21 protein-coding genes are annotated in these 24,112 nt (G+C 72.1%); 16 read left to right on the forward strand and 5 right to left on the reverse strand.

Going from position 1 to position 24,112, the window contains the following annotated elements; all coding sequences use genetic code 11:
- The first annotated feature begins 163 nt into the window (after nt 1-163).
- The 14 genes from ACIQOE_RS04860 (at nt 164) to ACIQOE_RS04925 (ending at nt 19,070) form a co-directional block, all read left to right on the forward strand.
- Entirely contained in the window at nt 164-997 is an 834-nt protein-coding gene (locus ACIQOE_RS04860; RefSeq protein WP_401409665.1) for a hypothetical protein, read from the forward strand.
- A gap of 292 nt (nt 998-1,289) precedes the next feature.
- Nucleotides 1,290-2,501: an ROK family protein gene (locus tag ACIQOE_RS04865; protein ID WP_401409667.1), complete on the forward strand. Its 1,212-nt coding sequence runs from the start codon at nt 1,290-1,292 to the stop codon at nt 2,499-2,501.
- 78 nt (nt 2,502-2,579) lie between these two features.
- Nucleotides 2,580-3,929 (forward strand): ABC transporter substrate-binding protein, encoded by a 1,350-nt coding sequence (locus tag ACIQOE_RS04870; RefSeq protein ID WP_365559841.1) that lies wholly within the window; start codon nt 2,580-2,582, stop codon nt 3,927-3,929.
- 2 nt (nt 3,930-3,931) lie between these two features.
- A complete protein-coding gene (locus tag ACIQOE_RS04875; RefSeq protein ID WP_351319291.1) occupies nt 3,932-4,873 on the forward strand; it encodes a sugar ABC transporter permease in 942 nt (313 codons plus the stop codon).
- Between the two features lie 2 nt (nt 4,874-4,875).
- Nucleotides 4,876-5,772: a carbohydrate ABC transporter permease gene (locus ACIQOE_RS04880; protein ID WP_351319289.1), complete on the forward strand. Its 897-nt coding sequence runs from the start codon at nt 4,876-4,878 to the stop codon at nt 5,770-5,772.
- Nucleotides 5,773-5,779: 7 nt separating this feature from the next.
- Nucleotides 5,780-7,048 (forward strand): 6-phospho-beta-glucosidase, encoded by a 1,269-nt coding sequence (locus ACIQOE_RS04885; RefSeq protein ID WP_365559842.1) that lies wholly within the window; start codon nt 5,780-5,782, stop codon nt 7,046-7,048.
- A complete protein-coding gene (locus ACIQOE_RS04890) occupies nt 7,039-8,010 on the forward strand; it encodes a BadF/BadG/BcrA/BcrD ATPase family protein (protein WP_365559844.1) in 972 nt (323 codons plus the stop codon). The genes ACIQOE_RS04885 and ACIQOE_RS04890 overlap by 10 nt, the downstream gene beginning before the upstream one ends.
- Before the next feature lie 304 nt (nt 8,011-8,314).
- Nucleotides 8,315-9,727 (forward strand): hypothetical protein, encoded by a 1,413-nt coding sequence (locus tag ACIQOE_RS04895; protein WP_401409670.1) that lies wholly within the window; start codon nt 8,315-8,317, stop codon nt 9,725-9,727.
- A gap of 29 nt (nt 9,728-9,756) precedes the next feature.
- On the forward strand, nt 9,757-10,782 hold the full coding sequence (locus tag ACIQOE_RS04900; protein WP_351319868.1) for a glutamate ABC transporter substrate-binding protein: 1,026 nt from the start codon (nt 9,757-9,759) through the stop codon (nt 10,780-10,782).
- A gap of 47 nt (nt 10,783-10,829) precedes the next feature.
- The gene (locus ACIQOE_RS04905) at nt 10,830-12,161 is read left to right on the forward strand and encodes a hypothetical protein (RefSeq protein ID WP_351319283.1); all 1,332 of its coding nucleotides are present in this window, start codon (nt 10,830-10,832) and stop codon (nt 12,159-12,161) included.
- Between the two features lie 23 nt (nt 12,162-12,184).
- Nucleotides 12,185-14,686, forward strand: a complete 2,502-nt coding sequence (locus ACIQOE_RS04910) for a tetratricopeptide repeat protein (RefSeq protein WP_401410113.1) — start codon at nt 12,185-12,187, stop codon at nt 14,684-14,686.
- Entirely contained in the window at nt 14,687-16,012 is a 1,326-nt protein-coding gene (locus ACIQOE_RS04915) for a PP2C family serine/threonine-protein phosphatase (protein WP_362643251.1), read from the forward strand.
- A 124-nt stretch (nt 16,013-16,136) separates the two neighbouring features.
- Nucleotides 16,137-17,480 (forward strand): VWA domain-containing protein, encoded by a 1,344-nt coding sequence (locus ACIQOE_RS04920; protein ID WP_401409673.1) that lies wholly within the window; start codon nt 16,137-16,139, stop codon nt 17,478-17,480.
- A 66-nt stretch (nt 17,481-17,546) separates the two neighbouring features.
- The gene (locus ACIQOE_RS04925) at nt 17,547-19,070 is read left to right on the forward strand and encodes an FHA domain-containing protein (RefSeq protein WP_401409675.1); all 1,524 of its coding nucleotides are present in this window, start codon (nt 17,547-17,549) and stop codon (nt 19,068-19,070) included.
- 21 nt (nt 19,071-19,091) lie between these two features.
- Here the strand turns inward: ACIQOE_RS04925 and ACIQOE_RS04930 are convergent, their stop codons facing one another.
- Entirely contained in the window at nt 19,092-20,075 is a 984-nt protein-coding gene (locus tag ACIQOE_RS04930) for a methyltransferase domain-containing protein (protein ID WP_401409677.1), read from the reverse strand.
- A gap of 78 nt (nt 20,076-20,153) precedes the next feature.
- On the opposite strand from ACIQOE_RS04930, the gene ACIQOE_RS04935 reads away from it, so the two are divergent.
- Complete coding sequence (locus tag ACIQOE_RS04935) at nt 20,154-20,558, forward strand: globin (RefSeq protein WP_351319273.1); 405 nt, start codon at nt 20,154-20,156, stop codon at nt 20,556-20,558.
- 15 nt (nt 20,559-20,573) lie between these two features.
- Here ACIQOE_RS04935 and ACIQOE_RS04940 read toward each other — a convergent pair whose 3' ends face one another.
- The 3 genes from ACIQOE_RS04940 to ettA are packed head-to-tail and all read right to left on the reverse strand — an operon-like array spanning nt 20,574 to nt 23,320.
- The gene (locus ACIQOE_RS04940; protein ID WP_401409679.1) at nt 20,574-21,242 is read right to left on the reverse strand and encodes a hypothetical protein; all 669 of its coding nucleotides are present in this window, start codon (nt 21,240-21,242) and stop codon (nt 20,574-20,576) included.
- Nucleotides 21,239-21,649 (reverse strand): thioesterase family protein, encoded by a 411-nt coding sequence (locus ACIQOE_RS04945; protein WP_351935378.1) that lies wholly within the window; start codon nt 21,647-21,649, stop codon nt 21,239-21,241. Before ACIQOE_RS04945 ends, ACIQOE_RS04940 begins: the two co-directional genes overlap by 4 nt.
- Before the next feature lie 6 nt (nt 21,650-21,655).
- Entirely contained in the window at nt 21,656-23,320 is a 1,665-nt protein-coding gene (gene ettA / locus ACIQOE_RS04950) for an energy-dependent translational throttle protein EttA (RefSeq protein WP_351319268.1), read from the reverse strand.
- Between the two features lie 180 nt (nt 23,321-23,500).
- On the opposite strand from ettA, the gene ACIQOE_RS04955 reads away from it, so the two are divergent.
- Nucleotides 23,501-23,722 carry a hypothetical protein gene (locus ACIQOE_RS04955; protein WP_351319266.1) on the forward strand — a complete coding sequence of 74 codons (222 nt, stop codon included), beginning with the start codon at nt 23,501-23,503 and terminating at the stop codon, nt 23,720-23,722.
- Nucleotides 23,723-23,743: 21 nt separating this feature from the next.
- Here the strand turns inward: ACIQOE_RS04955 and ACIQOE_RS04960 are convergent, their stop codons facing one another.
- Nucleotides 23,744-24,112: a hypothetical protein gene (locus ACIQOE_RS04960; RefSeq protein WP_399008104.1), complete on the reverse strand. Its 369-nt coding sequence runs from the start codon at nt 24,110-24,112 to the stop codon at nt 23,744-23,746.

Raw genomic sequence — 24,112 nt, forward strand, 5'->3', positions numbered from 1 at the left:
CGTACGGAGAACCCCGCCCGGCGCCGTACGCCCGCGGTCCACACGTTCTTCACAGGAACCCCCCATCACCCGCCCATCTCGCGGTGATCTAGTGTCGCCCCACCACGGGTCCTTGATCTGGAGCGCGAAGCCGCCCGGGGAGCCGTCGTGAAGGTGGGGAAACATGAGAAAGCTCGCCATAGGCGCCGCCCTGTCCGGCGCCCTGGCCCTGGCCGGTGCCGTGGCGCCCGCCGCCTCCGCGGCGCCGAGCACGCCCGATCTGAAGTTCACCGGGATCAAGGTCAACGGCGGCAAGGCCGTCGTGGCCGGCACCACCGCGAAGGTGACCGTGCCGGTGACCTACACCCTGACCCGGCCCGCGGACGTGACCCTGAACGGCGACTCGTCGTTCGCCGGCGTGATCCTCTACCGCGGCACCCTGAAGGCGATGGACAACGCGGTGGGCCCCGACGACGCCCCCGCCTGCACCACCACGGCGACCACGGCGACGACCGTCACCGCCAGCTGCACCGAGAAGATCGTCGTCGATCCGCGCAGGGACCTGTTCGAGGCCGCCGACGCCGGCACCTGGAAGGCGGGCGGCTTCTACAGCTACGTCGACGGCTCCGCCTCGGACGACTTCCTCAGCACCAGCTCCGGCACCGCGATCTGGGGCAACCTCGGCACGGCCAAGGTGCTGCGGGCGGCCAGGGCGACCGCCGACGCCTCCCCGGAGCCGGTGGTCAAGGGCCGGACGATCACCGTCAGGGGCAAGCTGACCCGCGCCGACTGGGACGCCTCCGCGTACAAGGGCTACCAGGGGCAGAAGGCCGTCCTGCAGTTCCGCCCCGAGGGCGGCACCGCGTACACGAACGTCAAGGACATCACGTCGGGCACCGGCGGCACCCTGTCCACCACCGTGAAGGCGTCGAGGAGCGGCTACTACCGCTACGTCTTCGCCGGCACGGCGACCACCGCGCCGGCCACGGCGACCGGTGACTTCATCAAGGTCAAGTAGCACCCGCGGCCACCCCGCACCCCCCCATACACAAGGGCCCGTCCGGACGTCCGGACGGGCCCTCGGTGCGTCCGAGCGCAGGTAACGAGTGGGTTGCCGCGCAGTCGGGCTATTGACGCTCTCCCTCCGGCGGCCTACGTTTTCCAGCCAACAGGAAACTTTCCTAACAGTGATCATGGGTGAGCGGTCCCGGCCGGCGATCCCGGCACGTGAACCCGACGCGTCACCCGGGTGGACCTCACACCCTGATCACTGGGAAACTGAGCGGCTGGAAAGGCAGGTGTCGAACCGCATGGCAGGAACCGCCGGCACGCCGGGCACCCCGCGCGTACTGCGCGCCATGAACGACCGCGCCGCACTGGACCTGCTGCTGGAGCACGGCCCGCTGTCGCGGACCCGGATCGGCAAGCTCACCGGCCTCTCCAAGCCGACCGCCTCGCAGCTGCTGGCCCGCCTGGAGGCGGCCGGACTGGTGCTCGCGACCGGCACGAGCGAGGGCCGGCCGGGCCCCAACGCCCAGCTGTACTCGGTGAATCCGGGCGCCGCGCACGCCGCGGGACTCGACGTCAACCCGGCCCGCATCCGGGCCGCGGTCGCCGACGTCACCGGCCGCACCGTCGGCGAGTACGAACTCCCCACCCCGGGACGCCGGTCCGCCCAGTCCGTCGTACGGCAGGTCACCGACGCCCTCGACGGCGCGGTGAAGGCGGCGGGACTGGCCCGCGACGACGTCCGGCGGCTGGTCATCGGCACGCCCGGCGCCTTCGACCCCAACACCGGCCGGCTGCGCTACGCCTCGCACCTGCCGGGCTGGCACTCCCCCGCGCTGCTCGACGACCTCGCCGCCGCGCTGCCGATGCCCGTCGAGTACGAGAACGACGTCAACCTCGCCGCCATCGCCGAACAGCGGCTCGGCGCGGCCCGCGGCCACGGCGACTTCGTCCTGCTGTGGAACGAGGAGGGCCTCGGCGCCGCCCTGGTCCTCGGCGGCCGGCTGCACCGCGGCTGGACCGGCGGCGCGGGCGAGGTCGGCTTCCTGCCGGTGCCGGGCGCCCCGCTGGTGCGCCAGGTCACCAAGGCCAACAGCGGCGGCTACCAGGAACTCGCCGGCGCGCAGTCGCTGCCCCGGCTGGCCGACGCGCTCGGCATCGGCGACCTGCCGGCCGGTTCGCACTCCGAGGCCGCCGCCGCGCTCGTGGCCTGCGCCGCCGATCACGGCAGCGGGCCGCACCACGAACTCCTGCGGACCTACGCGACCCGGATCGCCACCGGTCTCGCCTCCCTCGTCTCCGTCCTCGACCCCGAACTCGTCGTCCTCAGCGGCACGGTCCTGACCGCGGGCGGCGAAGTCCTGCGCGCCCTGGTCCAGGCCGAGCTGGAGGAGCTGGCGGCCGCCCGGCCGCGGCTCGTCGTCGGCGAGGTCCAGGAACACCCCGTGCTGCGCGGCGCGCTGGAGAGCGCGCTCGCGACCACCCGCGACGAGGTCTTCGACACCTCGCGCTGACCACCCGCCCGTTCCGCCCCGGCTTCCCGCACAGCAGCTTCCTCCGTCACCGCCCGCCCGCCCCTGGGAGATCCCGTCATGCCCTCACGCACACCCGCAGTGGCCCGAAAGACGGCTTTTGCCCTGACCGCCGCCGCGAGTTCACTGGCCCTGCTCACCGCCTGTACCGGCCAGTCCTCCTCCGGAGCCGACGACGACGCCTCCGCGAACACCACCATCAACTTCTGGCACGGCTGGAGTTCGGCGAGCGAGGTCGCCGCGGTCAAGTCGCTGGTCGCCGACTTCGAGAAGACGCACCCCAACATCCACGTCAACGTCGTCGGCAACATGACCGACGACAAGGTCAACCAGGCGCTACGCGGCGGCGGCGACAAGGCCCCGGACGTGATCTCCTCGTTCACCACGAACAACGTGGGCAAGTTCTGCTCCTCGGGCGCGCTGATCGACCTCAACCCGTTCTTCAAGAAGGCGGGCATCGACCCCGAGACGACGTTCCCGAAGGCGATGAACGAGTACACCCAGTTCGACGGGAACCGCTGCACGGTCCCGCTGCTCGGTGACGCGTACGGCCTCTACTACAACAAGACGGCGTTCGAGAAGGCCGGCATCACCTCGCCGCCGAAGACGTGGAGCGAGTTCCGGGCGGACGCGAAGAAGCTGACGATCGCCAAGGGCGACAGCTACCAGCAGCTCGGTTTCATGCCGGACTACCACGGCTGGGAGACCACGACCGAGCACTACGCGGCCCAGTTCTCGCCGCAGTACTTCACCTCCGACGGCAAGTCGAACATCGCCAAGGACCCGGCCTTCACGCAGGCGTTCACCCTGCAGAAGAACCTCGTCGACGACCTCGGCGGGTTCCAGAAGCTGGAGAAGTACCGGGCGACGCTCGGCGACGAGTGGGGCGACAAGCACCCCTTCCACACCGGCCAGGTCGCCATGCAGCTCGACGGCGAGTGGCGGCTCGGGATGGCGCTGGCGACCAAGCCGAAGTTCGACATAGGCGTGGCCCCGCTGCCGGTCCCCGACGACCAGGCCGCCCAGTACGGCAAGGGCTACATCACCGGCACCATCGCCGGCATCGCCTCCACCAGCAAGAAGCAGAACGCGGCCTGGGAGTTCGTCAAGTACATCACCACGGACACCGACGCGGTGGTGAACTTCTCCAACGCCATCCACAACGTGCCGTCCACGCTGACCGCCCTCAAGTCGCCGAAGCTGAAGTACGACCCGCGCTTCAAGACCTTCCTGGACATCGCCGCCAACCCGGACTCGACGACGTCTCCCGCCTCCATCAACGGCGGTGTCTACCTGACGACGATCCAGAACTTCGGCTACGACTACGAGAGCGGCAAGGCCAAGGACCTGAAGGCCGGCCTCGCGGCCACGGCCAAGCAGATCGACACGGACATCGCGCAGGCCCAGTAGCGATGAGCGCCATCACCCTCGCGTCGAAGCGCCGCCGGTCGGCGCTTCGTACGGCCGCCTTCATGTCGCCCTGGCTGATCGGGTTCGCGGTGTTCTTCGCGTACCCGCTGATCTCCACGGTCTACTTCTCGTTCATGCACTACGACGGCTTCCGGCCGCCGACGTGGACCGGCACCAAGAACTGGAGCTACGTCTTCGAGCACTACCCCTACTTCTGGCCCGCGCTGCGCAACACGCTGTGGCTGGTGGTCGTGATGGTGTCGCTGCGGGTCGTCTTCGGACTCGGCGTCGGCATGCTCATCACGAAGATCAAGACGGGTACGGGCGTCTTCCGCACCCTCTTCTACCTGCCCTACCTCGCTCCGCCGGTCGCGGCGACCATGGCCTTCGCGTTCCTGCTCAACCCGGGCACCGGGCCGGTCAACTCGATCCTGGAGAAGGTCGGCATCCCGGCGCCGGGCTGGTTCAACGACCCCACCTGGTCCAAGCCGGCGCTGACCCTGCTGGCGCTGTGGGGCATCGGCGACCTCATGGTCATCTTCATGGCCGCGCTGCTCGACGTGCCGACCGAGCAGTACGAGGCCGCGGAGCTGGACGGGGCGTCCGCGTGGCAGCGCTTCCGGTTCGTGACGCTGCCGAACATCTCGCCGATCGTGATGTTCGCGGTCGTCACCGGCGTCATCCAGACGATGCAGTACTACACGCAGCCGCTGATCGCCGGGAAGGTCGCCTCGGGCGTCATCCAGGGCGCCGGCACCCAGTTCGAGCCCGGCTATCCCGAGAAGTCGACGCTCACCCTCCCCCAGCTCGTCTACAACCTCGGCTTCCAGCGCTTCGACTACGGCTCCGCCTGTGTCGTCGCCCTCGTCCTCTTCGCCCTGTCGATGGTGTTCACCGCGTTCCTGATGCGGCGCCGGGGCGGTCTCATCCAGGCAGGTGACTGACGATGACCCAGGTACTGGACCGGCCGGCGCGACTGGCGCCGCAGCCGGTCTCCCCGGCCGAGCGCACCGCCCGCCGCAAGGCACTGCTGAACTGGGTGGCGGTGCACTCCGTCGGCCTCGCCGCCGCCCTGTTCTTCACGCTCCCGTTCGTGTTCGTGTTCCTGACCTCGCTGATGAGCGACAGCCAGGCACTGAGCCGGGACCTGATCCCGCACACCTGGGAGTGGGGCAACTACAAGAAGGTGTTCGACACCCCGGGCTTCCTGACCTGGTGGAAGAACACGCTGATCTACGCCGGTCTGGGCACCGTCCTGACCGTCGTGTCCTCGCTGCCGGTGGCGTACGCGCTCGCCAAGTTCCGCTTCCGGGGCCGCAATCTCTCGCTGATGCTGGTCATCTCGATGATGATGCTGCCGCCGCAGGTGGTCATCATCCCGATGTACCTGTTCTGGGCGAAGCAGCTGGACCTGTCCGGCACGCTGTGGCCGCTGATCATCCCCATGGCGTTCGGCGACGCGTTCTCCATCTTCCTGCTGCGCCAGTTCCTGATGACGATCCCGAACGAGTACCTGGACGCGGCGAAGGTGGACGGCTGCGGTGACCTGCGCACCCTGCTGCGGGTGGTGATCCCCATGGCGAAGCCGGGCATCGCCGCCGTCGCCCTCTTCCAGTTCTTCTACGCCTGGAACGACTACTTCGGACCCCAGATCTACGCCTCGGAGAACCCGGGCGCCTGGACCCTGTCCTACGGCCTGGAGTCGTTCAAGGGCATGCACCACACCGACTGGAATCTCACCATGGCCGCGACCGTACTGGTCATGGCCCCCGTGATCCTCGTGTTCTTCTTCGCCCAGAAGGCGTTCGTCGAGGGCGTCACGCTCACCGGAGTGAAGGGTTAACCCTTTTATGAAACTCACCGTGGTCGGCGGAGGCTCGACCTACACCCCCGAACTCATCGACGGATTCGCGCGGCTCAGGGACACCCTGCCCATCGAGGAACTGGTCCTGGTCGACCCGGCCGCCGACCGCCTGGAGCTGGTGGGCGGACTGGCCCGCCGGATCTTCGCCAAGCAGGGCCACAGCGGCCGGATCGTCACCACCTCGGACCTGGACGCCGGTGTCGAGGGCGCCGACGCGGTGCTGCTCCAGTTGCGCGTCGGCGGCCAGGCGGCCCGGCAGCAGGACGAGACCTGGCCGCTGGAGTGCGGCTGCATCGGCCAGGAGACCACCGGCGCGGGCGGCCTCGCCAAGGCGCTGCGGACCGTACCCGTCGTCCTGGACATCGCCGAACGCGTCCGCCGCGCCAACCCGAACGCCTGGATCATCGACTTCACCAACCCGGTGGGGATCGTGACCCGCGCACTGCTGCAGGCCGGGCACCGGGCGGTCGGGCTGTGCAACGTGGCGATCGGCTTCCAGCGGAAGTTCGCCGACCTGCTCGGCGTCACCGCCTCCGAGGTGCACCTCGAACACGTCGGCCTCAACCACCTCACCTGGGAGACGGCGGTCCGCCTCGGCGGCCCCGAGGGCGAGAACGTGCTGCCCAAGCTGCTCGGGGAGCACGGCGACACCATCGCCGCCGACCTGAGGCTGCCGCCGGGGCTCCTGGACCGGCTGGGCGGCGTGATCCCCTCGTACTACCTGCGCTACTTCTACGCCCACGACGAGGTCGTGCGGGAGCTGCGCACCAAGCCGTCCCGGGCCGCCGAAGTGGCCGCGATGGAGAAGCAGTTGCTGGAGATGTACGGCGACCCGGCGCTCGACGAGAAGCCGGAGCTGCTCGCCAAGCGGGGCGGCGCCTACTACTCGGAGGCGGCGGTGGACCTGGCGGCGGCGCTGCTGGGCGGCGGCGGCAACCCGTACCAGGTGGTCAACACGTACAACGGCGGGACGCTCCCGTTCCTCCCGGACGACGCGGTGATCGAGGTGCAGGCCGCGGTCGGCTCCGGCGGGCCCGTGCCGCTGCCCGTCCCGGACGTCGACCCGCTCTTCGCGGGGCTGGTGGCGAACGTGACGGCGTACGAGGAACTGGCGCTGGAGGCGGCGCTGCGCGGCGGCCGGGACCGGGTCTTCCGGGCCCTGCTCTCGCATCCCCTCGTCGGCCAGTACGCCTACGCCGACGCCCTCACCGACCAGCTGATCGCGCACAACCGGGAGCACCTCGCGTGGGCCTGACCGCAAGTGTCCTCGCCATCGACGCGGGCAACAGCAAGACCGACGTCGCGGTGGTCGCCGCGGACGGCGAGGTCCTCGCCACGGCCCGCGGCGGCGGCTTCCGGCCGCCCGTGGTCGGCGTCGAGCAGGCCGTGGACGAGGTGGCGGCGGCGGTCACCGAGGCGTACGCCGCCGCCGGCGTCACCTCGGCCGGCCATGTCTCCGCCTGCCTCGCCAACGCCGATCTGCCGGTGGAGGAGGAGCAGTTGGCCACCGCGCTGGCCGCCCGCGGCTGGGGCGGTTCGGTGACCGTCCGCAACGACACCTTCGCGATCCTGCGGGCCGGCGTGGCCGAGCCCCGGGGCGTCGCGGTGGTCTGCGGGGCGGGCATCAACTGCGTCGGCATGCGCCCCGACGGCCGCACCGCCCGCTTCCCCGCGATAGGCCGCATCTCCGGTGACTGGGGCGGCGGCTGGGGCCTGGCCGAGGAGGCGCTGTGGCACGCGGCGCGGGCCGAGGACGGGCGCGGCGGGCCGACGGCCCTGGTGGACACCCTTCCGGCGCACTTCGGGCTGACGTCCATGTACGCGCTGATCGAGGCGCTGCACCTGGAGCACGTCGCGTACGGCAGGCGGCACGAGCTGACGCCGGTGCTGTTCGCGACGGCCGCCGACGGCGACCCGGTGGCGCGCTCGGTGGTGGACCGCCTCGCGCAGGAGGTCGCGACGATGGCCACGGTCGCGCTGACCCGCCTCGACCTGCTGGACGAGGAGACGCCGGTCCTGCTGGGCGGCGGCGTGCTGACCGGCGGTCACCCGCAACTGGACGACGGCGTACGGGAACTGCTGGCGGCACGGGCGCCCAAGGCGGTGCCGAGCGTGGTCCGGGCCCGGCCGGTGCTGGGCGCCGCGCTGCTGGGACTGGACACGGTGGGCGCCCGGTTGCCCGTGCAGGAGAGGGTGCGGGCGTACTTCGAGGGGTGACACCGCAGGTGGGGGCCGGACGTGCCCCGTAGGGGCGCTGGGGGCACCCCCGGCCGAAGGCCGGGGAAGGAACCGCGCGACCGGCCCCCACCGGCCCGCGCCCGGCCACGATGCCGCATCCTCTCCGCGCCGCGCCCCCGCGCCGTGCCCCCGCACCACCCTCGCGGAACCGAACCGATCCCCCCGGCGTATTCATGGGCAGGGGTTCCGCTGCGATCGGATCAAGATCCCGTGACGGCCGGTGCCGAATGTCAGTCCGGGCGGCGATACTGGGCGGCGACCGGATGACCATGGGGGAGGTCGAGTGACACACCCGCCGACGAAGAGCGCGGCACCGCCGGGCGCGGGCACCGTCCTGCCCGCACAGCGGACCGGCTCTTCCGCGCCCGAGGTGACGCCCCGGCGGCGCACCGCCTTCGCGGAGGGTGTCGGGCAGGTGCGTGCCGCCGTCACCACCGAGCCCGGCCGGCTCCGCCTGATCGGGGCCGTCCTCGCCGTGCTGATCGTCGCCTTCGGCGCGGTCACCGCCTGGCAGATGACCGACCGCGCGGCGGCGGCCGACGACGTGCTGCACCGCAGCCAGCCGCTGAGTTCGGGCGCGGCCGACATCTACCGTTCGCTGGCGGACGCCAACACCGCTGCCGCCAGCGGCTTCCTGGCGGGCGGTCAGGAGACCGCCGCCTCCCGGGCCCGGTACGAGTCGGACATCAGGACGGCCGCCGCGAAACTCGTCACCGCCGCCGCCAACTCCGAGCCCGGTTCGCCCTCGGAGGCGGCCGTGGCGAAGCTGAACAAGCTGCTCCCGGAGTACAAGGGGCTGGTCGAGCGGGCCAGCGTGTACAACCGCCAGGGCTATCCGGTCGGCGGCGCCTACCTGCGCTACGCGAACGAGAAGATGCAGAAGGAGATGCTCCCGGCCGCGGAGGATCTCTACACCAAGGAGAACGGCCGGCTGTCGTCCGACTACGCGGACGCGACCCCCTATCCGTGGGCGGCGATCGTCCTCGGCCTGCTCGCCCTCCTCGCGCTCGGCTGGGCCCAGCTGCGCCACTACCGCCGCACCAACCGCCTGCTCAACCACGGCCTGGTCGCGGCCTCCGCGGCCACCGTGGTCACGCTGCTGTGGCTGGTCGTCGGCCACAGTCTCGCCCGCGCCGGCCTGGACGGCTCCTACGACCACGGCGTCCGCTCGCTGAACGTGCTGCACGACGCCCGGATCGCCTCCCTGAAGGCCCGGGGCAACGAGAACCTCAGCCTGGTCTCGCGCGGCGCGGAGACGGTCACGGTCGACGGGCGGACCTACGACGCCTACTACTACGACTTCGACCAGGACATGACGGCCCTCGCCAAGGGCCTCTCGCAGGCCGCGGCGCTCGCCGACGACCAGGCGGGCAGCAAGCCCGTGCAGGCCGCCCAGGGGAACATGAAGGTGTGGAAGGAGCGGCACGCCGACGCCCGCACCGAGGACGAGAACGGCGACTACCAGGCCGCGCTGGACAAGGTGATAGGCGACAAGGGCGCGACCGCCGAGTGCTTCGACAGCGTCGACGCGAACCTGAAGAACGCGCTCGCCCACGAGGAGAGCGAGTTCCAGGCGCGGGCCACCGACGGCCGGGACGCGATGTCCGGGCTGCCGATCGGTGCCGCCATGCTGGGTGTGGCGGCGGCGTCGGGCGCGCTGTTCGGCATCGGGCGCAGGCTTTCGGAGTACCGGTGAGAGGGGGCGGGACGGTGTTCGTGCGGAGGATGCGGGCCTCCCTGCGCGGCTGGGGCGGAGTGGGCGCGATGGCGGTCGGCTGCGCTGTGGCGCTGGCGTTCGTCCTGCTGCTGCCGCTGACCCAGTCGTCCGCGGGGAGCACGACGGGCGCGGGCCGCGGCGGGTCGGGGTCGGCCACCGCCCGCCAGGCGACGGCCGGCAACTGCACCGACTCCCAGGCGCAGAACGAGACCTGGTCGCCGTCGGGCGCGGACGGCACGACGATCGACGCCATCAAGGCCCGTACCGGTGCCAAGCGGAAGCTGATCGTCGGCGTCGACCAGAACAGCTACCGCTGGGGCTACCGCAACCCGAACAACGCGGGTGCGGAGCTGGAGGGTTTCGACATCGACCTGGTGCACCGGATCGCCCAGGACATCCTCGGCGACCCGGACGCGGTGCAGTTCAAGGCGATTCCGACCAGCCAGCGGATACCGGCGATCCAGGACGGCCGGGTCGACATGGTGGTCCGCACGATGACCATCAACTGCGACCGGCTGAAGGACGTGGCGTTCTCCGCCCCGTACTTCAAGACCGGCCAGCAGGTGCTGGCGCCCAAGTCGTCGCCGATCACCGGGTACGACAGCTCGCTCGCGCACCGGCGGATCTGCACGGCGGCCGGTTCGACGGCGTACGCGAAGCTGGACGCGGACAAGAAGTCCGGGAAGCTGCCCGCCTCGGCCGACATCTCCGCCACCGTGCCGAACCAACTCGACTGCCTGGTAAGGCTCCAGCTCGGTGAGGCGGACGCGGTGGTCACCGACGGCGCGCTGGCCGCCAGCCAGGCCGCGCAGGACCCGACGGTCGAACTGAAGGGCGCGGCCTTCACCACCGAGTACTACGGCGTGGCGATGAAGCAGGGTGCGACCGATCTGGTACGCCGGGTCAATCAGATCCTGGTCGGCTACCGGGCCGACGGCTGGCAGGCGTCGTACGACAAGTGGCTGTCGGCGACACTGGGAGCGGACTCGGCGGCGTCCAAACCGTCGGCGCCGCAGTACCTGCGCACCAGCTGACCCGCATCCGCGCGGCCCAGCCCCGACGAGCGAGCGAGAGGTGATCGATGGGCGTCACGGACCCCACCGGGCCGGTGATGGACCGGGACGAGGTGGACCGTGCGCTGGCGCGGCTCGGCGCCGAGCACGAGGCGATCGAGACCTCGCTGCTCGCCCTCCAGGACCACGCGGGCCGCAGGCTCCTGGAGGGCGCCGAGCTCACCGGGACGACCCGGGAGCGCTGGACGTCCGCCGACGCCTCGATCACCTTGCTGTGGGCGTACTTCGACGCCTACACGGACGCTCTGCGCGCGGCCCGGGAGATCAGGGCGCGGCGCCGCTGGTCCAGCCGTGAGGACCTGGTGGAGCTGACCGAGCTGCTGCGCGGCGAGTCGGTCACGGTCGCCGGCAGCGCCTCGGCGGCGGCCAACGCGCCGACGCTGCTGTCCGCGGGCGGCCGGCTCAGCGAGCGTTTCTCGCTGGAGACCCTGGTCGACCGGATGAACGAGCTGTACGCGACCTCGCTGGACATGGTCGTCACCGCCGACGCGGTGTGGTCGGCGCTGCCCGCGCGGATCGATTTACTCGCCGCGGAGCTGCAGCGCACCCGCAAGCTGGCGCACTCCGTCGGCGTGCGGCCCGGCGAGCACCCGGCCGGCGACGACCTGGAGCGGATCACCCGGATACTGACGAGGCTGCGCGAGGACGTGGTCTCGGACCCGCTGGGCTTCTGGGTTCCGGCGCAGGGCAGTTCGGCGCCGGGCGGCGGCCGGCCGGACACCGCGGCGTACGACCGTCAGGCGCGGGCGCTGGAGGAGGTGCGGCGGGAGATCGACGCCGTGCTGACGGTCCGGCAGGACGCCGAGGCCCGGCTGATCACGCTGCGGGACGTGCTGTCGCGGGCGGACCGGACCCTGGCCGAGGCGCGTACCGCGCGCGGCGAGGTGCTGGCGAAGATCGCGGCGACCGAGGTGCCGGTGGTCAGCGGCCCGCCGACCGCGCTGCAGGAGCAGCTGGCGACGGCCGCGGAGTACCGCAGGTCGGCCCAGTGGCACCGGCTGTCGCCGCTCCTGGAGTCGCTGGAGCAGAAGGCGGAGGACGAACTGCTGCGCGCGCGGGAGTCGTTGACGGCGGTCACCGCGCCGCTGGCGGTGCGCGCGGAGCTGCGCGGCCGACTGGACGCCTACAAGGCGAAGGTGGCCAGGCACGGGCTTGCGGAGGACCCGTTCCTGATCGAGCGGTACGACGCGGCCCGGCGGATGCTGTGGAGCGCGCCCTGCGACCTGCGGGTCGCGGAGCAGGCGGTGCTGCGCTACCAGCAGGCGGCGGCCGAGGCGCTGGGTGCGCCGCGGGTGCCGCAGCAGAGCGGTCCCGAGGACCGGAGGGGACCCGGAGCGTGAGCGACAAGGGGGATGCGTCGGCGATGAGCCAGGCGGGACAGACGTGCCAGCGGCCGGACTGCGAGGGCACGTACGAGGACGTCGGCGACGGCGAGCTGTACTGCGACACCTGTGGTCTGGCCCCGGTGGTCTCGGTGAGCGGCTCGGTGGAATCGCCGCCCACCGGGGTCACGGCCGGGGGCCGGGATTCGGCGAGCAGCGCCAGCGCGCGCTCCACCGGCCGCAGTTCGCGTACGTCCTCGCAGTCGTCGAAGTCACGGCGCTCGGTGTCCGGGCGGCTCTCGCGGTCCCTGTCGGGCAGGTCGACGGGCCGTTCGGTGTCGGTGCGCAGCTCGGGTTCGTCGACCAGCGGGTCGGGGCGCAGCCGGCTGGGCGCGGGTCTTGTCACGGTCCCGCAGGTGCCGAGGCCGGACCCGCGCGAGATGGTCCTGGACAACCCCGAGGTGCCCGAGCGGAAGCGGTTCTGCTCGCGCTCGGACTGCGGGGCGCCGGTCGGCCGGGCCCGCGGGGAGCGGGAGGGGCGCACCGAGGGGTTCTGCACCAAGTGCGGGAACCCGTACTCGTTCGTGCCCAAGCTGAAGGCCGGGGACGTCGTGCACGGCCAGTACGAGGTCGTGGGCTGCATCGCGCACGGCGGTCTTGGCTGGATCTACCTGGCGGTGGACCGGGCGGTCTCCGACCGCTGGGTGGTGCTCAAGGGCCTGCTGGACACCGGCGACCAGGACGCGATGGCCGCCGCGATCTCCGAGCGGCGGTTCCTCGCGGAGATCGAGCACGCCAACATCGTCCGGATCTACAACTTCGTGGAGCACCTGGACCAGCGCACCGGTTCGCTCGACGGCTACATCGTCATGGAGTACGTCGGCGGCAAGTCCCTCAAGGAGATCGCCAACGACCGGCGCACCCCGGAGGGCCGCCGCGACCCGCTGCCGGTGGAGCAGGCCTGCGCCTACGGCATCGAGGCCCTGGAAGCCCTCGGCCATCTGCACAGCCGCAACCTGCTGTACTGCGACTTCAAGGTCGACAACGCCATCCAGACCGAGGACCAGCTCAAGCTGATCGACATGGGCGCGGTGCGCCGCATGGACGACGACGAGTCGGCGATCTACGGCACGGTCGGCTACCAGGCCCCGGAGGTCGCCGAGGTCGGCCCGTCGGTCGCCTCCGACCTGTACACGGTCGGCCGTACCCTCGCGGTCCTCACGTTCGACTTCCAGGGCTACACGACCGTCTTCGTGGACTCGCTGCCCGACCCGGACACCATCGAGGTGTTCCGGAGCTACGAGTCCTTCTACCGGCTGCTGGTGCGGGCCACCGACCCCGACCCGGCCCGCCGGTTCGCCTCCGCGCAGGAGATGGCGGAGCAGCTGACGGGTGTGCTGCGCGAGGTCGTGTCGGTGCAGACCGGCAGGGCCAGGCCGGCGCTGTCGACCCTGTTCGGGCCCGAGGTCAAGGTCATGGACACGGAGCTGTTCCCGAAGCTGGCCGGGGACGTGTCCCGGCTGGGCGCGCGGGCGGTGGCGTCCAGGACGCTCGCGCTGGAGCCGCCGGGCGCGGCATCCGGGGACGCACCGTCCCTGGTGCGGCCCGTCCCGGTCCCGGCGGTGGCGCTCGCCCTGCCGGTCCCCACGGTCGATCCGAACGACCCGAACGCCGGGTTCCTGGCGGGGCTGACCACCTCGGGAGCGGGCGAGGTCAGCCTGCTCAGCGCGCTGGCCGCGGCACCGTCGCAGACGGTCGAGACCCGGCTGCGCCAGATCCGGGCCCGGCTGGAGAACGGCGACTTCGAGGCGGCGCTGCTGACCCTCGGCCGGCTGGAGGACGAGCAGCCCGACGACTGGCGGGTGGTCTGGTACCGCGGTGTGAGCGCCCTGGTCACCGGCGACCACGAGGGCGCGGCGCTGTCCTTCGACGCGATCTACGACGCCTTTCCCGGCGAGACCGCGCCCAAGCTGGCGCTCGGCCTGTGCGCGGAGGTGCTCGGCCAGCTGGACAACGCGGCCGAGTACTACCGGCTGGTGTGGGCGACCGACCCGGGCTTCGTCAGCTCCGCGTTCGGCCTGGCCCGGGTGCAGCTGGCGGCCGGGGACCGGCGCGGTGCGGTGCGTACCCTGGAATCGGTGCCGGAGGCGTCGATCCACTACACGGCGGCCCGGGTGGCGGCCGTGCGGTCGCGGCTGCGGCACCGGACCGCGACGCCCGACGACACGCCGTTCCTGGACGATCTGACGGCCGCCGCCGGGCAGATCGAGGCGCTGGACGCGTACGGTCTGGATCCGGCGCGGCGTGAGCAGTTGTCGGCGGAAGTCCTCGGCTGCGCGCTGGACTGGATACTCTCCGGAGGCCGGGACTTCCAGCCCGTCGTCGGCGGCCGGGTGCTGCTCGGCAGCGGTCTGGACGAGCGGGGCCTGCGCTTCGGCCTGGAGCGCTCGTACCGCACGCTGGCCAGACTGGCGACCGGCGGTGAGGAGAGGATCGAGCTGGTGGAACGGGCCAACCGTTACCGCCCCCGGACGTGGGTGTAGTTGATGTCGCAGATGCCCCAGCAGGCAGCACCGGCGAAGTGCCCGAGCTGCGCCGAGCCGCTCGAATCGGGTGACCTGTTCTGCGGTGCGTGCGGGTACGACCTGTCGGCCGTGCCCGCCGCGCCCCAGGACCACCCGACCCTCACCATGGGCTCCCCCGGTGTGGCCTGGCCACCGCCCGAGCCGGACAGCTCCGGCCCGACGGCGGCCCCGCACCTGCCGTCGGACCTGCCCGGCACGGACTCGGGCGGCAAGCCGCTGCCGGGTTCGGCGCCGCACGGCGCGCCGGTGCCGCCGGCCGCCGGGGTGCGTTTCGACCGGCCGCCGGAGCCCGACGACGACTACGCCCTCCAGGCGCCGGACCCGCGGGTGGCCGCCTCCGCCACCGAGAGCGCCGAGACGACCGAGCTGCCGAAGGTCTGCGTGGCCTGCCGGGCGGGCCGGGTCGACGACGACGGCTACTGCGAGAACTGCGGGCACGCCCAGCCGCGCGAACGCGACCACATGGAGCAGGAGTCCGGTCCGCTGGCCGCCGTCAGCGACCGCGGGCTGCGCCACCACCGCAACGAGGACGCGTTCAGCGTGGGGCACGCCGCGCTGCCGGACGGGACCCCGGCGGTGTTCGCGGTCGTCTGCGACGGCGTCTCCTCCGCGACCCGCCCCGACGAGGCCTCGCTGGCCGCGTCCCGGGCCGCGAGCGAGGCGCTGCTGGCCGCGCTGCCGCAGGGCACGCACCCGCAGGCGGCGATGCACGAGGCGATCGTCGCCGCCTCCGAGGCGGTCAACGCCCTCGCCGAGGAGCCCCCGGAGGCCCGCGAGCACACCCCGCACCAGAACGCCCCGGCGTGCACGCTCGTCGCCTCGATCGTGGCCGCGGGCCTGCTGGTGGTCGGCTGGGTCGGCGACAGCCGGGTCTACTGGGTGCCGGTGGACCGCGACGCACCGCCGGCCCGGCTCACCGAGGACGACTCCTGGGCGGCGCAGATGGTGGCCGCGGGGCTGATGAGCGAGGCCGAGGCGTACGCCGACGAGCGGGCCCACGCGATCACCGGCTGGCTCGGCGCGGACGCCTACGAACTGGAGCCGCACACCGCTTCCTTCAAGCCGGACCGGCCCGGTGTGGTCGTGGTGTGCACGGACGGCCTGTGGAACTACGCGGAGTCGGCCGAGGAGATGGCCGAGGTCGTGCCCGCCGACGCGGCGGCGCGGCCGCTGCACGCGGCCCGGGTCCTGGTCGGCCACGCCCTGGACGGCGGGGGCCACGACAACGTAACAGTGGCGCTGCTCCCGTTCCCGGCACCGCCGCAGGGGGCAGGATCCGCCTGAGGCCGCCGCAAAACGGCCGTAAACGGGAACGAGACGCACCAGGCAGTACCCGCGGACCGGAGGGGACCGGTCCGCACACCGTCAGCACCCACCACGCGTGGGGTGGAGGGGGACCGGAGCAGTCATGGCCAATTTCTCGAAGTCGAACGTGCCGCAGTTCTCGGTGGACGTCTACCAGAACGAGTACCTGCCGGACGGCGGCCGCGAGGTCAACGCGATCGTCACGGTGACGTCGACCGGCGGCGGCACCGTCGGCAGCGCGGCGGGGACGACGACGTACGCGCCCGGTCAGGGGCCGGCCGCCGGCGTGGTGATCATGGTGGACTGCTCGGGTTCGATGGACTATCCGCCGACCAAGATGCGCAATGCCCGGGACGCCACCGCGGCCGCGATCGACACCCTGCGCGACGGCACCCATTTCGCGGTGGTCGGCGGCACGCACGTCGCCAAGGAGGTCTATCCGGGCGCCGGGCGGCTCGCGGTGGCCGACCGCACCACCCGGGAGCAGGCCAAGCAGGCGCTGCGCCGGCTGAGCGCGGGCGGCGGTACGGCGATCGGGACCTGGCTGCGGCTGGCCGACCGGCTGCTGTCCTCGGCGGACGTCTCGATCCGGCACGGCATCCTGCTCACCGACGGCCGCAACGAGCACGAGTCGCCGGAGGACCTGAGGACCGCCCTGGACTCCTGCGCCGGACGGTTCACCTGTGACGCCCGCGGTGTGGGCACCGACTGGGAAGTGAAAGAAGTCACAGGGATAGCCTCCGCGCTCCTCGGCACCGCGGACATCGTCGCCGACCCCACGGGCCTGGCCGCCGACTTCACGCGGATGATGGAGACGGCGATGGGCAAGGAGGTCGCGGACGTCGCGCTGCGGCTGTGGACGCCGGTCGGCACGACCATCAAGTTCGTCAAGCAAGTGGCGCCCACGGTGGCGGAGTTGACCGGCCGCCGCGCCGAGGCCGGGCCGCGCGCCGGGGACTATCCGACCGGCTCCTGGGGCGACGAGTCCCGGGACTACCACGTCTGCGTGGAGGTCCCGACGGCCGGGCTCGGTCAGGAAATGCTCGCCGCCCGGGTGTCGTTGGTGGTCCCGCAGCCCGACGGCAGCGCCCAGAACCTGGGCGCGCAGGGACTGGTCAGGGCGGTGTGGACGGACGACATGGTCGCCTCGACCTCCATCAATCCCCAAGTCGCCCACTACACCGGCCAAGCCGAACTGGCACAAGCCATCCAGCAAGGGCTGGATCTTCGCAAAGCGGGCGATATGGACGGAGCAACGGCCAAACTGGGCCGGGCCGTTCAGCTCGCCAGCGCCTCGGGGAACGCGGATACTGCGAAACTGCTTGCGAAGGTGGTGGACGTGGTCGACGCCGCGACGGGTACTGTGCGATTGAAAGCGAAGGTGGCCGAGGCCGACGAGATGACGCTCGAGACCCGGTCCACAAAGACTGTTCGTGTAAAGAAGTGACCTGACAGCACACGCAGGACACCCGGACAGGCTCAGGACGAACCTGACAGAGAGGGAACCACCGACATGCCGACCTGCCCGAACGGACACCAGTCGGGTTCCGACGACTGGTGCGAGGTGTGCGGTCACCGCATGGCCGGTGCCGTGCCCCCGCCGCCCCCGCCGACCGCCGGCGGCTACGGCTTCCCGCCGCCCGGGCCCGGTGCCCAGGCCGGCGGCCGGCACCTGTCCGCCGTGCCGAACGGGCACGAGCCGGAGCTGTGCCCGCAGTGCCGCACCCCCCGCGAGGGCGGCGCGCCGTTCTGCGAGGAGTGCCGCTGGAACTTCCTGACCAACACGGCCACCTCGTACACCCCGGCCGCCCCGCGCCCGCCCGCCGGCGGCGGCCCGGCCGCGCCGACCTTCCGGCCGCCCACCCCGCCGTCGTACGGCGGCAACACCGACTCCTACGAGTACCAGGGCTCGCGTCCCTCCCAGGTGAACCGCCCCGCGGAGCCGATCCCCTCCTTCGGCAGCGAGCCCTCGGGTCCGACGCCGTTCGCGAACGAGCGCGGCGGCGGCCCGTCGGGTCCGCCCGGACCTCCGGCGTTCGGCGACCGCGGCCAGGCCGGCCCGCCCCCGTTCGGCGGCGACCGCGGCCAGCAGGGACCCCCCGCCTTCGGCGGCGACCGCGGACCGTCCGGCCCTCCGGCGTTCGGCGACCGCGGCCAGGCCGGGCCCTCCGGGTTCGGCGGCGAGCGGGGCCAGTCGTCCCCTCCGCCCTTCGGCGGCGAGCGCGGCCCCTCGGCTCCGCCGCCGGCGTTCGGCGGTGCTCCGGCCCAGACCTCCGGCGGCCCGTCCGCGTTCGGCGGCCCGCCCGGCGCCGGCCCGTCCTCCGGTCCCTTCACCCGCGACCCCGCCGCCGGTCCCTTCGGCGGCGACCCGTCCCGTCGGCAGCCCGGCGCGACCACCGGCGGCGCCCCCGGCGCCTTCCAGCAGTCGGCTCCGCCCGCACCGCCCGGCTTCCCGCAGGAGACCGGCAGGCCCGCGGCCGGCGGCCCGCCCTTCGGCGGCGACGACGACTGGGTGATCTCGCCGCCCGCGGGCGGCCCCGGCGCACCCCCGGCCCCCGCCCAGGGCGGGTACGGCTACCCGCAGCCCGGCGCCCCGGCCGGTCCCGGCTACCCGCAGGCCCCGCAGGGCCCGGCGACCTGGACGGCGACGATCGGCCCGGACCGCGCGTACTTCATGGCCATGATGCAGCGCTCGGGTCCGGAGGCGGCCGGCCTCAACCTGCCCGCCTACTCCCCCGAGCAGCAGCGCACCCTGGCCGGCAACCAGGTCACCATCGGCCGCCGCCGGCACTCCACCGGCGACACCCCGGACATCGACCTGGCGGTGCCGCCGGAGGACCCGGGCGTCTCGCACCAGCACGCGGTCCTGGTCCAGCAGCCGGACGGCAGCTGGGCGGTCGTCGACCAGAACTCGACGAACGGCACCACGGTCAACGGCGGCGAGGAGCCGATCCAGCCCTTCGTCCCGGTGCCGCTGCAGGACGGGGACCGGGTGCACGTGGGCGCCTGGACGACGATCACCGTCCGGCGGGGCTGAGCCGGACCGCCCGTACGGGACTCAGACCGGGAGCGGCCAGACCCACGGCCCCTCCCGGTCGTCCAGCCACAGCCACCCGCCGTCCGGCGTGACGGTGACCCCGTACCGCTCCCGCCCCGGCATGCCCGCACGCCGCCAGATCCGGTGGGCCTCCCGCGGGCCGAGCACGCCCCGGGTCAGCTCCAGCAGGAACCGGAACACCTCGTCGTCGAGCGCCCGGGACGGCACCCCGCTCACGTCCGGCGGCTCCTGAGGGCTCGGCCCGCGCAGCGGCACGAAGAAGGCCGCCGACGGCAGGAACCGCCCCTCGGCGCACCCGTCGCCCCGGACGGCCAGCGCCAGCAGGCCCGTGGCCACCGGCGCGAGGATCCGCCCGCCCGCCGCGCACTGCGCGACCCAGGCCCGCGGCACGCCCGTCGTCGCGCAGGTCGCGATGATCCGGTCGAACGGCGCGCGCGCCGGCACGCCCCGCGTCCCGTCCCCGGTGACGACGGCCGGCCGGTACCCGGCCGCGGCCAGGTGCCGCCGTGCCGACTCGGTGATCTCCGGATCGACGTCGACGGTGGTGACGAGACCGCCGTCGCCGAGCCGGTGTGCCAGCAGCGCCGCGTTGTAGCCGGTGCCGGCGCCGATCTCCAGCACCCGGTCGCCGTCGGCGACCCCCAGCGCGACCAGCATCCGGGCCATCAGCGAGGGCTGGCTGCTGGAGGACAGCAGCCGGCCGTCGCACAGCCGGGTGGCCAGCGGAACGTCCTCGTAGGCACCCCGCACCCAGCGCTCCCGGGCCCGCGGGTCGGGGCTCTCGCCCCACCGGCGTTCGTGCCCGTCCGCCCCGGCCGCGTAGTAGTACGGCACGAACAGGTGCCGGGGCACCGCGGCGAAGGCCGCCCGCCACACCGGCTCCGCCGCCCAGACTCCCTCGGCGTCGATCTCCCGCACCAGCTCTTCGCGTGCCGTCGCGGCGAGCCCTTCGATGTCCGGGACCCCGAGGTCGTGAGCGCCCATGCGTCCACCCTAGAACCCCGCGTCGGCGGGGGTCCTAAGCCTTGAGTCCTCGGCCACCGCGTCTGAGACCATGTACGGGTGAGAGAGATTCGGCGCGGCACGCTGCAGGAGAAGACCTTCTACGAGCAGGTCGGCGGGGAGGAGACCTTCCGCAGGCTGGTCCACCGTTTCTACGAGGGCGTCGCCGGGGACCCGCTGCTCAAGCCGATGTACCCGGAGGAGGACCTGGGCCCGGCCGAGGAACGGCTCACCCTGTTCCTCATGCAGTACTGGGGCGGCCCCACGACCTACAGCGACAACCGCGGCCACCCCCGGCTGCGGATGCGGCACGCCCCCTTCACCGTGGACCGGGCCGCGCACGACGCCTGGCTGCGGCACATGCGGGTGGCCGTGGACGAGCTGGGCCTGTCCGAGGAACACCACGAGACGCTGTGGAACTACCTCACCTACGCGGCCGCCTCGATGGTGAACACCCCGGACTGACCACGGGACGCCGGGTCAGCGGACGCTGACGTCCAGCGCCCCGAGTCCCGCCCGCCGTACGGCGATCGACCCGAACGGCGTGCGCAGCCGCAGCCACGCGCCCGCGGAGAGCAGGACGGCCTCGTCGGCCGGGCGCAGGAAGCGCAGCGACTGGGCCGCGTGCACGGCCCGTACCGGAAGCCGGGTGCCGCCCACGGTCCGGGACCAGATGTCCCGCCCGATCCGGTCGAGTTCGGCCCTGGTACGGCTCTGCGGCGCCAACTCCGCGGTACGGGACCGGAATTCGCCCACCGCGGCCGCCACGGTGGCCGCCAGCGCCGCCGGCGCGGGCAGTCCCGGCTCCTCGCGCCAGCCGCCGCGCGGCGGCAGAACGCCCGCCCACGGCGGTCCGGTGACCGCGCCCGGCACCGCGGCCGTGCCGGCCTGTTCGTCCACCGCCTCCAGCAACTCCCCGGCGGAGACGGTCACGTCGAGGGTGACGTCGAGGCCGCTCTCGTACGGCTTGGCGAGCCGGACCGCGCGGATCGCCAGCACCTCGAAGGACGGCGGCCGCCCGAAGACGGCCAGCGCGGTGCCGGCCGCCTGGAGGCGTACCGCGGCCGAACGGTCGTAGTGCAGCAGCCGGGACAGGAAGGCGGCGAGATCCGCCGCCTCCCCGTCGTCGGCCAGGTGGAGCACCGTCATGCGGCGACGGCCTCCTCCTTGTCGTCCCGGTACTCCTCCAGGAAGTCCCGCTCGTCGGCGGTGATCCGCCGCGGCCGGCCCGTCTCGAAGTCGAAGGGCACGACCACCGTGGAGGCCCGTACGTAGATCGTGTCGTCGTCCTTCACCTCGTAGGTGATGGTGAAGGAGGCGGCCCTGATCTCCGTGATCCACAGCTCGATGTCCACCGGGTGGTGCCGGTGGACGAGCTGCCGCTTGTAGTCGATCTCGTGGCGGGCCACCACCGACCCCTGCTTGAAGTCCTTTTCCGGCCGGAACAGGAAATCGATACGCGCTTCCTCCAGGTAGCGGATGAAGACCACGTTGTTGACATGGCCGTACGCGTCCATGTCGGACCAGCGCAGGGGGCAGCGGTAGTGGTGGCGCAAGTGTGATCAGCCCCGGGTCAGCTTCTTGTAGGTGGCCCGGTGCGGACGCGCGGCGTCCGGTCCCAGCCGCTCGATCTTGTTCTTCTCGTACGACTCGAAGTTGCCCTCGAACCAGAACCACTTGGACTCGCCCTCGTAGGCGAGGATGTGGGTGGCGACCCGGTCCAGGAACCAGCGGTCGTGGGAGACGACCACGGCGCAGCCGGGGAATTCGAGGAGCGCGTTCTCCAGGCTGGAGAGGGTCTCGACGTCCAGGTCGTTGGTCGGCTCGTCGAGGAGCAGGAGGTTGCCGCCCTGCTTGAGGGTGAGCGCCAGGTTGAGGCGGTTGCGCTCACCGCCGGACAGGACACCGGTCGGCTTCTGCTGGTCCGGGCCCTTGAACCCGAACGCGGACACGTACGCCCGGCTCGGCATCTCGACCTGGCCGACGTTGATGTAGTCGAGGCCGTCGGAGACGACCTCCCACAGCGTCTTCTTCGGGTCCAGGTTGGAGCGGCCCTGGTCGACGTAGGAGATCTTGACGGTCTCGCCGACCTTGATGTCGCCGGAGTCCGGCGTCTCCAGGCCCTGGATCATCTTGAACAGGGTGGTCTTGCCGGCGCCGTTCGGGCCGATGACGCCGACGATGCCGTTGCGCGGCAGCGTGAAGCTGAGGCCGTCGACGAGGACCTTCTCACCGAAGGCCTTGTTCAGCTTGTCGACCTCGACGACGATGCTGCCGAGCCGCGGGCCCGGCGGGATCTGGATCTCCTCGAAGTCCAGCTTCCGCATCTTGTCGGCCTCGGCGGCCATCTCCTCGTACCGCGCGAGACGGGCCTTGGACTTGGCCTGGCGTCCCTTGGCGTTGGAGCGGACCCACTCCAGCTCCTCCTTGAGGCGCTTCTGCCGCTTGGCGTCCTTCTGGCCCTCTACCTTGAGACGGCTCGCCTTGCTCTCCAGGTAGGTGGAGTAGTTGCCCTCGTAGGGGTAGGCGCGGCCGCGGTCGAGTTCGAGGATCCACTCGGCGACGTTGTCCAGGAAGTACCGGTCGTGGGTGATGGCCACGACGGTGCCGGCGTACTTGGCGAGGTGCTGCTCCAGCCAGTTCACCGACTCGGCGTCGAGGTGGTTGGTGGGCTCGTCGAGGAGCAGCAGGTCGGGGGCTTCCAGGAGCAGCTTGCAGAGCGCGACGCGGCGCTTCTCACCACCGGAGAGGGTGGTGACGGGCCAGTCGCCGGGCGGGCAGCCCAGCGCGTCCATGGCCTGCTCCAGCTGGGCGTCGAGGTCCCACGCGTTGGTGTGGTCCAGGTCCTCCTGGAGCTTGCCCATCTCGTCGAGCAGCGCGTCGGAGTAGTCGGTCGCCATCAGCTCGGCGATCTCGTTGAACCGGTCGAGCTTGCCCTTGATCTCGGCGACGCCCTCCTGGACGTTCTCCAGGACGGTCTTCTCCTCGTTGAGCTTCGGCTCCTGCATGAGGATGCCGACGCTGTAGCCGGGCGAGAGGAACGCGTCACCGTTGGAGGGCTGCTCCAGCCCCGCCATGATCTTCAGCACGGTCGACTTACCGGCGCCGTTCGGACCGACGACGCCGATCTTCGCCCCCGGCAGGAAGCTCAGGGTGACGTCGTCGAGGATCACCTTGTCGCCGTGCGCTTTGCGCGCCTTGCGCATGGTGTAAATGAACTCAGCCAAGAGAAACCGTCCGGCAGCTTGAATCTGGCAGTGGGCAGATACACCCCATCTTGCCTGACGTCCAGCGTTGGGTGTTAACCCGTTTGGTCGGGGGGCTGTGACCTGGGGTTTCATTGACGGGTGCGGTGGCGGGCCGTCGGCTGTGGTCACCGTCCGGCCGGTGTACCGAAGGAGGCGGCTGTGGTCTGGTGTCCGCGATGCGACCAGGGATGGGTCACCCGTGCCCGCGTCCGGGGAGGGGCCGGGTCGTTCCGGCTCTGCTACGAGTGCGACACCGTGTGGGTGGGGCGGGAGCCGCACGCCGGTCCGCCGTTCCTCATCCTCGAGGAGTACCTGGCGCCTTTCGGGCTGGACGGCATCTGGTCGAACATCGAGGTACTGGACAGGAAGCCCGGCGAGTAGCCCCGCCGGGTCCGGGCCGTGTCACCCCTTCCGCGCGCCTGCGAGGCGGGGGCGGTTCAGGGTGTGGTGGAGGAGGGTGGCGGTCAGGGTTGCCGCGGCGATCGTTCCCGCTGCGCGGAAGGCCGAGGTCGAGCGCCAGGACAGGACCGACCAGCGGGACTGGGCCGACAGGACGGAGCCCGTGCTCAGCCATGAGCCCGCCGAGATCAGGGACAGCGCCGAGCCGATGGAGCCGGCCGACAGGGCGCTGCCGATCGAGCCGACGGACAGGGCCGAGCCGACCGAGCCGATGGACAGGACGGATCCCACGGAGCCGATCGACAGGACCGAGTCCTCGGACCACAGGGACAGCACCGAGCCGGACGAGGTGCCGCGGGATGACTTGGTCAT

Origin of the sequence: Streptomyces sp. NPDC091282 (genome assembly GCF_044757385.1) — a bacterium.
GTDB classification, from domain to species: domain Bacteria; phylum Actinomycetota; class Actinomycetes; order Streptomycetales; family Streptomycetaceae; genus Streptomyces; species Streptomyces gramineus.

Excerpts from the sequence above, each read along its gene's own strand:
- ACIQOE_RS04860 (WP_401409665.1), top strand. The coding sequence starts at position 164 with ATGAGAAAGCTCGCCATAGGCGCCGCCCTGTCCGGCGCCCTGGCCCTG.
- ACIQOE_RS04865 (WP_401409667.1), top strand. The coding sequence starts at position 1,290 with ATGGCAGGAACCGCCGGCACGCCGGGCACCCCGCGCGTACTGCGCGCC.
- ACIQOE_RS04870 (WP_365559841.1), top strand. The coding sequence starts at position 2,580 with ATGCCCTCACGCACACCCGCAGTGGCCCGAAAGACGGCTTTTGCCCTG.
- ACIQOE_RS04875 (WP_351319291.1), top strand. The coding sequence starts at position 3,932 with ATGAGCGCCATCACCCTCGCGTCGAAGCGCCGCCGGTCGGCGCTTCGT.
- ACIQOE_RS04880 (WP_351319289.1), top strand. The coding sequence starts at position 4,876 with ATGACCCAGGTACTGGACCGGCCGGCGCGACTGGCGCCGCAGCCGGTC.
- ACIQOE_RS04885 (WP_365559842.1), top strand. The coding sequence starts at position 5,780 with ATGAAACTCACCGTGGTCGGCGGAGGCTCGACCTACACCCCCGAACTC.
- ACIQOE_RS04900 (WP_351319868.1), top strand. The coding sequence starts at position 9,757 with ATGCGGGCCTCCCTGCGCGGCTGGGGCGGAGTGGGCGCGATGGCGGTC.
- ACIQOE_RS04905 (WP_351319283.1), top strand. The coding sequence starts at position 10,830 with ATGGGCGTCACGGACCCCACCGGGCCGGTGATGGACCGGGACGAGGTG.
- ACIQOE_RS04910 (WP_401410113.1), top strand. The coding sequence starts at position 12,185 with ATGAGCCAGGCGGGACAGACGTGCCAGCGGCCGGACTGCGAGGGCACG.
- ACIQOE_RS04920 (WP_401409673.1), top strand. The coding sequence starts at position 16,137 with ATGGCCAATTTCTCGAAGTCGAACGTGCCGCAGTTCTCGGTGGACGTC.
- ACIQOE_RS04925 (WP_401409675.1), top strand. The coding sequence starts at position 17,547 with ATGCCGACCTGCCCGAACGGACACCAGTCGGGTTCCGACGACTGGTGC.
- ACIQOE_RS04930 (WP_401409677.1), bottom strand. The coding sequence starts at position 20,075 with ATGGGCGCTCACGACCTCGGGGTCCCGGACATCGAAGGGCTCGCCGCG.
- ACIQOE_RS04940 (WP_401409679.1), bottom strand. The coding sequence starts at position 21,242 with ATGACGGTGCTCCACCTGGCCGACGACGGGGAGGCGGCGGATCTCGCC.
- ACIQOE_RS04960 (WP_399008104.1), bottom strand. The coding sequence starts at position 24,112 with ATGACCAAGTCATCCCGCGGCACCTCGTCCGGCTCGGTGCTGTCCCTG.